At 49.4% G+C, this 12,047-nt stretch carries 11 protein-coding genes; 1 reads left to right on the forward strand and 10 read right to left on the reverse strand.

Translation table 11 applies throughout. The annotated features are described in order from the left end of the window. Window positions 1-12 precede the first annotated feature (12 nt). From ACOJUN_RS23295 to trmJ, 4 genes are all read right to left on the reverse strand, one after another. Window positions 13-1,227 carry an IscS subfamily cysteine desulfurase gene (locus ACOJUN_RS23295; RefSeq protein WP_422134238.1) on the reverse strand — a complete coding sequence of 405 codons (1,215 nt, stop codon included), beginning with the start codon at window positions 1,225-1,227 and terminating at the stop codon, window positions 13-15. Between the two features lie 84 nt (window positions 1,228-1,311). After that, window positions 1,312-1,788 carry a Fe-S cluster assembly transcriptional regulator IscR gene (gene iscR / locus ACOJUN_RS23300; protein ID WP_422134239.1) on the reverse strand — a complete coding sequence of 159 codons (477 nt, stop codon included), beginning with the start codon at window positions 1,786-1,788 and terminating at the stop codon, window positions 1,312-1,314. Window positions 1,789-2,190: 402 nt separating this feature from the next. After that, window positions 2,191-2,997 (reverse strand): serine O-acetyltransferase, encoded by an 807-nt coding sequence (gene cysE, locus ACOJUN_RS23305; RefSeq protein WP_422134240.1) that lies wholly within the window; start codon window positions 2,995-2,997, stop codon window positions 2,191-2,193. 55 nt (window positions 2,998-3,052) lie between these two features. Beyond that, a complete protein-coding gene (gene trmJ / locus ACOJUN_RS23310; protein ID WP_422134241.1) occupies window positions 3,053-3,853 on the reverse strand; it encodes a tRNA (cytosine(32)/uridine(32)-2'-O)-methyltransferase TrmJ in 801 nt (266 codons plus the stop codon). Window positions 3,854-4,264: 411 nt separating this feature from the next. Between trmJ and ACOJUN_RS23315 the strand changes: the two genes are divergently transcribed. After that, window positions 4,265-5,080 (forward strand): inositol monophosphatase family protein, encoded by an 816-nt coding sequence (locus ACOJUN_RS23315; RefSeq protein ID WP_422134242.1) that lies wholly within the window; start codon window positions 4,265-4,267, stop codon window positions 5,078-5,080. A 302-nt stretch (window positions 5,081-5,382) separates the two neighbouring features. Here the strand turns inward: ACOJUN_RS23315 and ACOJUN_RS23320 are convergent, their stop codons facing one another. From ACOJUN_RS23320 to tgt, 6 genes are all read right to left on the reverse strand, one after another. Continuing rightward, window positions 5,383-6,396 (reverse strand): IS110 family transposase, encoded by a 1,014-nt coding sequence (locus ACOJUN_RS23320; protein ID WP_422132667.1) that lies wholly within the window; start codon window positions 6,394-6,396, stop codon window positions 5,383-5,385. A gap of 287 nt (window positions 6,397-6,683) precedes the next feature. After that, window positions 6,684-7,223 (reverse strand): hydrolase, encoded by a 540-nt coding sequence (locus ACOJUN_RS23325; RefSeq protein WP_422134243.1) that lies wholly within the window; start codon window positions 7,221-7,223, stop codon window positions 6,684-6,686. A gap of 199 nt (window positions 7,224-7,422) precedes the next feature. Further along, window positions 7,423-8,373, reverse strand: coding sequence for a protein translocase subunit SecF (secF, locus tag ACOJUN_RS23330; RefSeq protein WP_422134244.1), 951 nt, complete (start codon window positions 8,371-8,373; stop codon window positions 7,423-7,425). A 10-nt stretch (window positions 8,374-8,383) separates the two neighbouring features. Continuing rightward, a complete protein-coding gene (gene secD / locus ACOJUN_RS23335; protein ID WP_422134245.1) occupies window positions 8,384-10,246 on the reverse strand; it encodes a protein translocase subunit SecD in 1,863 nt (620 codons plus the stop codon). Window positions 10,247-10,465: 219 nt separating this feature from the next. After that, window positions 10,466-10,804 carry a preprotein translocase subunit YajC gene (yajC, locus tag ACOJUN_RS23340; RefSeq protein WP_422134246.1) on the reverse strand — a complete coding sequence of 113 codons (339 nt, stop codon included), beginning with the start codon at window positions 10,802-10,804 and terminating at the stop codon, window positions 10,466-10,468. Between the two features lie 67 nt (window positions 10,805-10,871). Then, complete coding sequence (gene tgt / locus ACOJUN_RS23345; RefSeq protein WP_422137121.1) at window positions 10,872-11,984, reverse strand: tRNA guanosine(34) transglycosylase Tgt; 1,113 nt, start codon at window positions 11,982-11,984, stop codon at window positions 10,872-10,874. Window positions 11,985-12,047 lie beyond the last annotated feature (63 nt).

Raw genomic sequence — 12,047 nt, forward strand, 5'->3', positions numbered from 1 at the left:
CCCGGTTCGATATTAGTGTGCTACCCACTGAACAGTGCTCAGATCTACGCCATCCTTGTACATATCCCAAAGAGGTGAAAGTTCACGCAGTTTTCCTACGGCCTCTCTGACCTGGGCAACGGCATGATCTACCTCTTCAGCGGTTGTGAAACGACCAAAGCTGAAACGCAGGGAACTGTGTGCCAGCTCATCGCTGACGCCCAGCGCACGCAGCACATAAGACGGTTCCAGACTGGCTGAAGTACAGGCCGACCCGGAAGAGACAGCAATATCTTTCAGAGACATAATCAGGGACTCACCTTCTACGAAGGCAAAGCTGATATTGAGATTACCGGCAACACGGTGTTCAAGACTGCCATTGACATGGACTTCTTCCATATCTGCAATACTGTTCATAAAGCGCTGACGCAGCTTCAGGCTGTGCTCGTTATCAACAGCCATCTCTTCTTTGGCGATACGACAAGCTTCACCCATGCCGACGAGCTGGTGTGTAGCAAGAGTACCTGAACGCATTCCACGCTCATGACCGCCACCATGAATTTGAGCCTCGATACGAACGCGCGGCTTACGACGCACGTACAGCACGCCCACACCTTTAGGGCCATACATTTTGTGAGCCGATAAAGACATCAGATCCACTTTGAGACTGGCCAGGTCAATAGGCAGCTTACCCGCACTCTGCGAAGCATCAACGTGGAACAAAACCTTGTTGGCTCGGGTAATTTCGCCAATGGCTGCGATATCTGTGACCACACCAATTTCATTATTGACGTGCATGAGACTGACCAGAACAGTGTCTTCACGCAATGCACTGCTTACCTGCTCGGGTGTAATCATCCCCTGAGAATCTGGCTCGAGGTAAGTCACCTCATAGCCTTCACGCTCTAACTGACGACAGGCATCCAGAACCGCCTTGTGTTCAATCCTGGAAGTAATGACGTGCTTACCCTTCTTGCTGTAAAAGTGCGCTACGCCTTTAATGGCGAGATTGTCAGACTCTGTGGCACCTGAAGTCCAGACAATTTCACGGGGGTCAGCATTCAACAGATCCGCAACCTGTCTACGAGCATTTTCAACGGCTTCTTCTGCCTTCCAGCCAAATACATGTGAACGGGATGCAGGATTACCGAAATTGCCTTCAGACAACAGGCATTGACTCATCTTCTCAGCAACACGCGGATCACAGGGTGTTGTTGCTGAATAATCCAGGTATATAGGTAGTTTCATCCCGTACATCTCCAGGCGCTCGGACATTGGTGTTGTTCGAGTCACTCAAGGCTGTTTGTCCCTGCGATCAACTGCCCTCCCTCATCAAAGAAGGCTATTGATCGCGCTCTTGTTTTTCAGTCCCTGCTGCTCATCCTGACGGATCGCAACACTCTGAACTTCACGTCTGGCTACGAGTTCAGCAAGACTGATACCACTGAGGAATTCGTGGATCTGCTGGCTAAGATCATGCCAGAGGTCATGGGTAAGGCATTTAGCCCCTTTCTGGCAGGAACCACTGCCATGACATCGTGTGGCATCAACCGACTCATTAACCGCATCAATCACTTCTGCCACATAGATTTCATCAATATCACGACTCAGGCGGTAACCACCTCCGGGCCCCCGAACACTGAATACCAGGTCTCCCTTACGGAGACGAGAAAACAGCTGCTCCAGATAGGATAGAGAGATACCCTGACGATCGGAAATATCAGCCAGTGCTATAGGCCCTTCTCCAGCATGAAGAGCCAGATCCAACATAGCGGTCACGGCATAACGCCCTTTCGTTGTTAATCGCATGCTGGCAATATCTCCGAACTAGCCGACCAGAGCCGGTGTTATCAAAAGAATCCAATCTACTGTTTTTGCTGCTTGTCCAGACAGCAGCTCTATCCTGCATACGCAATAAAACCATCACAGGATCAGTATTGGTGCGAATTATGAAATACCCTAGTAATTTAGTCAAGTATTATAAATGATAGTCCGAGAGCCCTGCTTTGGCCTTAAGCCAGCCATTGCGAGGAGAGGGGTTCAGAGAGGGATCAGGCGAAGTCGAGATCAAGCCAACCGAAAAAGATCATCTGAATTAAGGACCTGTTGCTCAACCATCTGGAAACGTTACTAACGAAAGCACCATTAAAAAACTCAGCGACCTGTAAGCCGACGCTATTGTATACAAGCAGCACCCCGCATCCAAGCAAATTATGGATGCGTAAGCACTTCACCCTCCGTGCCTGATTTTACGCTGGCAAAATCTTCTTTTCTTAATTCAGGCAGCTGCTTGTCACCACAATCAAGCCCACGCTCCCTGAGCGTCATACAGAGCTCTTCTATACGACTATCCACTGCCTGCATATGATCCAGCATCGCAGATATAGCGTTTGCGGTAGGATCCGGCATATCTTCTGTCACTGCATAGGCATCAAAACCTATCTTTTCCGCCATTTTCTGGCGCCGAGAATCCACTTCTTCACGCTTTTTGACGATACGCCCCGGTATGCCAACCACCGTAGCACCTTCAGGCACTTCACGAACCACCACCGAGTTGGAACCAATTTTGGCATTTGCGCCAACAATAAAGGGACCCAACACCTTGGCACCTGCACCAACCACAACTCCCTCCATAAGTGTCGGATGACGCTTACCCTGATTCGAAGGGTGATTTTTACCTCTATTCGGCGAAGTTCCTCCCAGCGTCACACCGTGATAGAGAGTCACATCGTCGTGAATGATGGCCGTTTCGCCGATCACCACACCCATTCCATGATCTATAAAAAAACGTCGACCAATGCTGGCACCAGGATGTATTTCTATACCAGTTAACCAGCGACTGAATGTAGACAGCGATCGGCCCAACCAGCAGAAACCGGACTTCCAGATTTTATGCGCTGCACGATGCAACAACAAAGCATGAAGCCCCGGATAGTTGGTAAGAACTTCAAAGGTGCTCCGGGCAGCCGGATCACGCATCATGACCGTTCTTATGTCTTCTTTTAAACGTTCAAACATGGGTCAATTCGTCACTTGTTTTCTGGGTGCTGTTATTATTATTGAATGTACATTTTTACTTCTTTTGAGTCTCCTCAGCCTCTTCAGTTCTGCCGGAACAACCTGCAAACTTCCCGGTCTCTGACAAAATGCCTCTAAGGATACTCAGCTCGACGCGATCTGGACGAATGCGACCGTACATTCGCCTGAGCTTGGCCATAATCTTCTCATGACTACTGTGCTCAAGAAAGCCGATTTGAATCAGCGTCTTATATAAATGCTCATAAAAACGCTCTACATCATCCTGGGATGCCAGCTCATGGGTTCGCGGTGAAGGTAGCGGAACTTCACCCCGAGTTATAGCCAGCCATGCCATTCTCAACTCATAGGTCATAACCTGGACAGCAGCTCCGAGGTTCAGCGAGCTGAAATCCGGATTGGTCGGAACATGCACCTGAAGATGACACATCTGTAATTCTTCATTAGTCATTCCGCGATCCTCCCTGCCAAAAACCATAGCAATATTTCCTGAACTCGCTTCAGAAAGAATCTGGTTAGCGCAGGCGCGTGGATCAACGAGAGGGAGTGACACCCCTCTGACTCTGGCACTGGTACCGACCACAAAGTGACAGTCAGCTACTGCCTCTTCCAAAGTACTCACCACGCTGGCATGAGCCAGCAGATCATCCGCTCCGGAAGCCAGCGCACTAGCCTTGTCTGAAGGAAACTCCTGCGGCTCCACCAACACCAGCTTACTAAGCCCCATGGTCTTCATAGCCCTTGCTGCCGCCCCGATATTACCGGGATGAGTGGTATTAATCAGAACAATGGAAATATTGTCGAGCACCAAAGGCTCAATTGCGACTGCGTCACTCACTGGGGGATATCTCGTTTGCACCAAAAACAAGGAGCCAGAAGCTCATTAAATGCCATAAAACCCATCCAAAATCTGTAACGGATGATTTTTATGATATATACGATCAAGCCGACGAGTTTAACCCAAACAATGACTGACAGCCACGTAAGGGAAGCTTCGATTGGCCTTAAAACCGATATAGTTAACAACCAATACCTCCATCCTGATCATCAGCGTTAAATCAGAGACTACACACAAGCACAATGAAAGGTTTCCAGCCTTAAATAACACTGTTATACTCCACCGCTTGTTTTCCCAGTCACTGGCCCAATACCCGGAACTTTATTTTCCGTGTAGGAAACCAGTCTGTACCAGGCTGCCGACCCCCTCGGTCAGCATTTCGATCTTTCACAGTCAGACGTAGTCCAGCCTATGCAACCCATGGTGAATATGGCCTTGCGAGCAGCTCGCTCGGCCGCCGAAATCATCCTTCACGCCCATCAAGACCTCGAGAGTCTCAAGGTGCAGGCAAAAGACCGGAACGACTTTGTCACTGAAGTCGACAGAGCTTCCGAGAAAACCATTATCGGCGCATTAAAGAAGGCGTACCCCGACCACGGATTCTTTGGTGAAGAGTCCGGTACTATTGAAGGAAAAGGTGAAGGTAAGGACTACCTCTGGATCATTGACCCACTGGATGGCACCACCAACTTCATCCGTGGCATCCCCACTTTTGCTATTTCCATCGCCTGTCAATATCGCGGCCGCATTGAACACGCTGTTGTGCTTGACCCCATTCGTGACGAAGCATTTTGCGCGAGTCGTGGACAAGGCGCCACAATGAACAGCAAACGCATTCGCGTAAGCAGTCGCAAAAGCCTTGAAGGTGCATTAATCGGGACAGGCATCCCTTTCTCCGGCAACAACCTGAACTATCTGGATGGCTACCTGAACATGATGCGCACCTTACTGGGCGATACCGCCGGCATTCGTCGCGCAGGGGCTGCTGCACTGGATCTGGCCTACGTTGCCTGCGGCCGTCTGGACGCATTCTGGGAATTCGGTCTGCAGAAATATGACATGGCAGCTGGCATACTATTAATCCAGGAAGCCGGTGGTCTGTGCAGCGATTTCAATGGCAGACACGACTTCCTGGACAAGGGACAGGTCGTTGCCGCCAACCCCAAATGCTTCAAGGAAGTACTGCAACGTATTCGCCCATTTGCCCACGAAAACATGGGACGCTAACCTCCTAGGAGCCTTATATGGTCCGCCCCGTTTTGCAAGAGCCTGTTTTGTTAATTAGCAAACAAAGATAACTGCAATCATATATACGGCCTATTCATGAGGTCTAACCCTCTGGCCCTGATGGGTATCCGCGCAACCTGGCCTTATCAGTCCGACGGCCTCAAGGGCCAAGGCTCCTATCAGGTTTCAGGTTGCCGGTTTTTACCTGTTTGCCATCAACTGTACATGCTCATCGCAATCTGCGGGGGGGTTCCCCTTTGATTAAGCTTATGCTTTACTTTGCCGCTGCCGCCTTTACCTCATTATGCAGCCTTGTAAACTTCATTTCGGGTCATGATGACCCAGACAATCCGAGCCATTTTATTAGCCAGACCAACGGCGGCAACGTTGTGATTGCTGCGCTCATTAAGTTGGCTAACCCATTTTTTACAGCGGTCATCCTTATTTTTGAGGCAGTGGAGTACCGAACGTGCGCCGTGTATCAATAATGTGCGCAGGTATTTATCACCCCGTTTACTGATGCCCAGCAGGACTGACTTACCGCCTGTGGAATGCTGTCTTGGAACTAATCCCAACCATGCGGCAAGGTGTCGACCAGATTTAAAATACGTCGCATCACCAACGGCTGCCTTCAATGCTGTGGCAGTGATGGCTCCGATACCCGGCATAGTCATCATTCGACGACATTCGTCGTCGTTTTCAGCCAGCTCCTGAATTTTCTGGTCATACTGTTGAATACGCTTGTCAAGACTGGCCAACTCTTCTGATAAACCATGTAGCAGCTCACGAGTCAGCGAATGGAGTCCATTTTCAGCATCTTCCAGAATTCGTGGAAGCTGTGCACGAACTTTACCAATACCCTGGGCAACCACAATACCTTCTTCCAATAGTGACCCCCGGATCTGGTTAACCAGGGCAGTTCTCTGATCAACCGCTTGTTGACGATAGCGGTGCAGAAGTTGCCAGGCCTGCTGCTCTGACGTTTTAACAGGTACAAAACGCATGCTGGGCCGTGAAGCTGCTTCTGCAATCGCTTCAGCATCGTTGTAGTCATTTTTGTTGGTCTTGACATAAGGCTTGACAAATTGAGGTGAAATCAGCTTGACAGTATGCCCATAGTTCTTGAATAACCGAGCCAAATAGTGAGCACCACCACAAGCTTCCATAGCGATAATGCATGGCTCAAGATTTGCCACGTACTCCAAAAGGTTCTTCCTGGACAACTTCTTTCTGATGACTTTGCTACCCTGGTCATCAACACCAAACAGGTGAAAGTTGTTCTTGCCAATATCGATACCAAGTACTGAAATAGTCATGGGTGGTTCGCTCCGGTTAATCCTGTTTAAATGGTTAACTCCATTTTGGCTCATTTGAAGCCGTTTAGGAGGGGCGGACCATCCCATTAGACCGAGAATAGTCTGCCCTACTGCGGCGGCAGCAAATTGGTCTGAAAATCCGCTTTTGTTCGTCAAATAGCTCGCTATTCTCCTCACAAAACCGAATTTTCATCCTCAATTTTCTGCCGTCCTCGCTACGGGCGCTATTCTCGGTCAGGCTCCTAGAGCCTTACCCTTCCGGGCTAAGGCTCGCTTTTCAGGCAAAGTCATTTCACCAGTTTCGCCACGTCTCGAAAAACATCACTCCCGGCGGTTTTCATCAGTTCAAACAGTGCCATTTCAACATTGGTCATCTCAACACCCTTGCGTGCCAATTTATCTAACGCCAGTCGCTTGCTGTGCTTAGATCTGGATGAAGTCGCATCAGCCACTATTTCGACTTCGTAGCCTGAAGCCATTAAATCCAGAGCCGTCTGATAGACACAAATATGAGTCTCAATACCTGCCAGTAAAATGCATGTTTTTCCAGTTGCCATCAATGAATCCATAAACTTTTGCTGCCCACAACCACTGAATGTTGTCTTGGCTATGGGGGCCACACCCTCCAACTCATCTGCAATTTCTGGAGTCGTTCGTCCCAATTTTTCGGGCAACTGCTCCAGCCATAAAACAGGCAAATTCAGCATTCGAACCCCTTTGATCATTTTCACCAGAGCGTCATGCATTTTCTCCTGCTTATACATCAATGTGGCAAGCTTACCCTGAACATCAACAACAACCAGAGCAGTATTATTCTGACTCAGCATACTGACACCTCAACGCGGTAGTACAAACAGTTTAATAATATTTGGGACCTGAACCAAAGCCATTGCACAGATTGCTTTTTATGCAGCGTGACAAGATTTAAAATATTGAGTCAGAGCGCAAAAAAAACCGGCCTTTATACGGCCGGTTCTTCATCAGACTGACAGGTGTCTCAATAAAGACACCTGTTGACGACAACCATCAGGGTCTGTGATCAGCGTCATCTTCCTTAACAGGAACAATCAGGTCTTCACGACTGATCTTCATGTAGATCAGCAGATTGGAGGCAATATAGATGGAGGAATAAGTACCCACACCAATACCTACAATCAGCGCTGTGGCAAAACCATTGATCATCTCACCACCAAACAGGTACAGCGAGAGCAGTACCATCAAGGTAGTACCCGAGGTTGCTAATGTCCGGCCCAGTGTCTGAGTCAGGGAAACATTGATGATTTCATCCGCATCACCCTTCCTCAGTTTCCTGAAGTTTTCACGAATTCTGTCGTACACAATAATGGTATCGTTCAACGAGTAACCAATAACCGCCAGTATCGCCGCCAGAACGGTGAGGTCGAACTGCAATTGCATAAAGGAGAACAATCCCAGAACGATAATGGTGTCATGGGTCAACGCCAGAACGGCACCGACAGAAAATTTGAACTGGAATCGAAAAGCGATATAAAGCATAACCATACCCAGAGCCATCAGCATCCCCAGGCCACCCTGCTCTCTCAGTCGCTCACCTACCTGAGGACCAACAAACTCTACTCGCTTGACGACAACGCTACCATCGTGATTCTGATCCAGCAGCCTGGCAATATTATGGCCCAGAGCCGGATCATCACCGGGAATACGAACCAGAATGTCACGTACAGAACCGAACTCCTGCACGACGGCGTCATTATAACCAGCCTCACCCAGCTGGTTACGAATCTCTTCCGTGTTAGCAGGCTGATCATAAACCAGCTCGATCAAGGTACCGCCGGTAAAATCCAGACCCCAGTTAATTCCTTTAGTGGCCAGGGAAGCCAGGGAGCCCAGGATCATCACAACGGAAAGAATAGTTGCGTAGGTACGCAACTTCATAAAATTAATGGTTTTATCGCTCAAGGCTGCTTTTTCGCTCAAGGCTGCTTTCTTGTCTGCCATTGTGACCACCTCAGATACTCAGTTTCTTCAGATCACGACGTCCGCCGTACACCAGATTCACCAGTGAGCGGGTCACCATAATCGCGGTGAACATGGATGTGACGATACCGATAGACAGAGTCACAGCGAAGCCCTTGATTGGACCGGTTCCCACGGCAAAGAGAATCAGACCGACCAAAAGCGTAGTAATATTACCATCAAAAATTGATACAAAAGCACGGTCATAACCATCATGAATCGCACGCTGTACCGGACGCCCCAGCTTAATCTCCTCTCGAATACGCGAGAACACCAGCACGTTGGCATCCACCGCCATACCCAGTGTCAGAACGATACCGGCAATACCGGGCATTGTCAGGGTAGCACCAAAGATACTCATGACAGCAATCAACAGCATCAGGTTGATTGCCAGGGCAATATTCGCCAGCAAACCAAAAACCCGGTAGACCACCACCATAAACATGACGACAAGACCCAATCCCATCAGAGTGGAGTCCAACCCCATTTTGATATTCTCGGCACCCAGGCTTGGGCCGACTGTTCGCTCTTCAACAAAATACATTGGCGCCGCCAGGGAGCCAGCTCTCAGTAGCAGGGCCAGCTCAGAGGCTTCACCCGAAGAATCCAGACCAGTAATACGGAACTGATTACCCAGTGCCGACTGAATAGTAGCCAGACTGATCACTCGTTTTTCTTCACGGAAACCGGGCACTTTAACTTTGACCAGGTTTCCGTCAATTTCACGGGATTCGGTTCGAGTGACAGGCTTCTGCTCAATAAAGATGACCGCCATGCTGCGCCCGACATTATTCCGCGTGGCGTTATTCATCTTCTTGCCACCGGTACTGTCCAGACTAATATTTACCTGAGGCTGACCACTTTCGGTATCAAAGTTCGACTGAGCACTGGAAACTCGCTCACCGGTGATAATTATGTCGCGCTCCAGGTTAACAGTACGCCCCTGGTAATTAAAAGCCTCCGAATTACTGCGGGAAGCATTTGGCAGCGCCTCAAGACGAAACTCGAGGTTAGCGGTTTTACCGAGAATACGCTTGGCTTCTGCGGTGTCCTGAACACCCGGAAGCTCAACAACAATGCTATTACGCCCCTGACGCTGCACCAGAGGTTCAGAAACACCCAACTCGTTAACACGGTTACGAACAGTCGTCAGGTTTTGCTTGACCGCATAATCCTCCAGTTCACGAATATACTGTTCGGAGTAGCGATAGGAAACAGCATAACGCTCCCCCAGGTCTTCAGCCTCTACCAGCAAATCAGGAAACTCGCGCTTGATCAGACGCTCTGCCTTGTCACGGGTTGCTTCATCCAGGAATGCCAGCTGACGGGCACCGTCAACACGATCAGGCATAGTGCGATAGCGCAACCTTTCCTTTCGGAGCAGTGTACGAATTTCAGTATTCGAAATATCCAGCTTGGTCTTAACAGCCCGATCCGTATCCACCTCCAGCTGGAAGTGCACACCCCCCGACAAATCGAGACCCAGCTTCATGGGGTAGGCGCCCATGGATGTCAGCCATTCTGGTGTCGTCGGAGCCAGATTGAGCGCTACGATGTAGTCATCGCCCAGGGCATCCTTAATCACCGATTTAGCCAACTGCTGCTGATCAGCATGCTTCAGTCGAATCAACAAGGCATCGTTATTATTATCACTGGCCTTAACCTCAATATTGGCCTCAGCAAGCGCTTTTTGTGCCTTATCCTGCACACCAGCATTGATGGTTTCAGATGAACTGGCGCCCGATATCTGAATAGCAGGGTCATCGGGGTACAAGTTGGGCAGAGCGTACACAAAGCCAAGGGCAACGATGATTGCAATCAGCAGGTACTTCCACAGCGGATATCGATTGAGCATGGCCCACCGGTTCCTGTTCTAAATTTTAAATGCCTGGATCAGAAGCCTGTTCAAGGAACAAAACTCTCCCTGATGCTCAGGCAAAGTCCGTTTCTCCAGAAATAACCGGAAACCATCCTCGATTCCCGGTCACGCTTTTTATCTTGAAAAAATTTTTCATCATCAACGATTCAGAAAAACAATTTCCACAGCTCATGGCTGTTAATTAGCTCATAACTATCACTGAATAGCTTTAATAGTGCCCTTGGGTAGAGAAGCAGCTACTGAAGATTTTTGGAAATTCAGTTCGATGTTCTCAGCAACCTTCAAGGTAATAAACTCATCGGTAGTGTTTACGACCTTACCAACGATACCACCAGTGGTCACGACCTCATCCCCCTTTGACAGATTGCTGAGCAGGTTTTTGTGCTCCTTGGCCCGCTTGGACTGTGGGCGCCAGATCAGCAGCCAGAAAATCAGGACAAAACCACCCAGCATGATCAGCTGACCGTACATGCCAGGACCCGCTGGGGCTGCTCCAGCTGCTTCAGCAAATGCCGGACTGATGAATGGGATCATTCAAATGCTCCTTAAAACAATACACAGTTAAATTCCGTTAGATCAAAAACAGGATCCTACCGACCAATTAAAGTACCGGCACTGCCTGACCACGCTTTCGGTAGAACTCTTCGACAAAGTCGTCCAATTTACCTTGTTCAATGGCGTCTCGCAAACCTGCCATGACCCTCTGGTAGTAGCGAAGATTGTGGATTGTATTGAGCATACAGCCCAGGATCTCGCCACATTTGTCCAGATGATGCAGATAGGAGCGACTGAAATTCTGGCAAGTATAGCAGTCGCAACCCTCTTCCAATGACCGGTTATCCCGCTTATGAACGGCATTACGAATTTTAATGACACCTTCGTCTACAAAAAGATGGCCGTTGCGGGCATTTCGGGTCGGCATCACACAGTCAAACATATCCACACCACGGCGTACGGCTTCAACAATATCTTCCGGCTTGCCTACGCCCATCAGGTAACGTGGATAACCTTCGGGCACCTTATTGGTAATATGCGACAGAATACGCATCATATCCGCCTTGGTCTCACCCACAGATAGACCGCCAATGGCATAACCATCGAAGCCAATCTCGGTCAACCCTTCCAGAGAACGATCGCGCAGATGCTCAAACATGCCGCCCTGGATAATCCCAAACAGAGCCGAAGGACTGTCGCCATGAGCCTGTTTGGAGCGCTTGGCCCAACGAAGGGACAACTCCATGGACGCTTCTGCTTCCTTTTCAGAAGCCTCGCCATCGGTACACTCGTCAAAGATCATGACAATATCTGAACCCAGCTCACGCTGAACCTGCATAGAGACTTCCGGGCTCAGGAATACAGGAGAACCATCCACAGGCGACTTGAAAGAAACACCTTCTTCAGTGATCTTGCGCAATTTGCCCAGACTGAAAACCTGAAAACCACCCGAGTCGGTCAGAATCGGCCCCTGCCATTGATTGAAATCGTGCAGATCCCCATGCTCACGGATAATTTCAGTGCCGGGACGCAACATCAGATGGAAAGTATTCCCGAGAATAATCTCCGCGCCGGTGTCGGCAATATCCCTGGGCATCATACCTTTAACGGTGCCATAGGTACCAACGGGCATAAAACAGGGCGTTTCAACCGTGCCACGGGGAAAGGTCAGCCGTCCACGTCGAGCTTCACCATCAGTGGCGAGCTCCTGGAACTGCATGAAGCACTCTTCTCTACTCATGAGCCTCTCAATTCAGACGACACAGCAGACTGCATTCGTCGG

Origin of the sequence: Endozoicomonas sp. ALD040 (genome assembly GCF_049275945.1) — a bacterium.
Taxonomy (GTDB): Bacteria; Pseudomonadota; Gammaproteobacteria; order Pseudomonadales; family Endozoicomonadaceae; genus Endozoicomonas_A.

Excerpts from the sequence above, each read along its gene's own strand:
- ACOJUN_RS23295 (WP_422134238.1), bottom strand. The coding sequence starts at position 1,227 with ATGAAACTACCTATATACCTGGATTATTCAGCAACAACACCCTGTGAT.
- iscR (WP_422134239.1), bottom strand. The coding sequence starts at position 1,788 with ATGCGATTAACAACGAAAGGGCGTTATGCCGTGACCGCTATGTTGGAT.
- cysE (WP_422134240.1), bottom strand. The coding sequence starts at position 2,997 with ATGTTTGAACGTTTAAAAGAAGACATAAGAACGGTCATGATGCGTGAT.
- ACOJUN_RS23315 (WP_422134242.1), top strand. The coding sequence starts at position 4,265 with ATGCAACCCATGGTGAATATGGCCTTGCGAGCAGCTCGCTCGGCCGCC.
- ACOJUN_RS23320 (WP_422132667.1), bottom strand. The coding sequence starts at position 6,396 with ATGACTATTTCAGTACTTGGTATCGATATTGGCAAGAACAACTTTCAC.
- ACOJUN_RS23325 (WP_422134243.1), bottom strand. The coding sequence starts at position 7,223 with ATGCTGAGTCAGAATAATACTGCTCTGGTTGTTGTTGATGTTCAGGGT.
- secF (WP_422134244.1), bottom strand. The coding sequence starts at position 8,373 with ATGGCAGACAAGAAAGCAGCCTTGAGCGAAAAAGCAGCCTTGAGCGAT.
- secD (WP_422134245.1), bottom strand. The coding sequence starts at position 10,246 with ATGCTCAATCGATATCCGCTGTGGAAGTACCTGCTGATTGCAATCATC.
- yajC (WP_422134246.1), bottom strand. The coding sequence starts at position 10,804 with ATGATCCCATTCATCAGTCCGGCATTTGCTGAAGCAGCTGGAGCAGCC.
- tgt (WP_422137121.1), bottom strand. The coding sequence starts at position 11,984 with ATGCAGTTCCAGGAGCTCGCCACTGATGGTGAAGCTCGACGTGGACGG.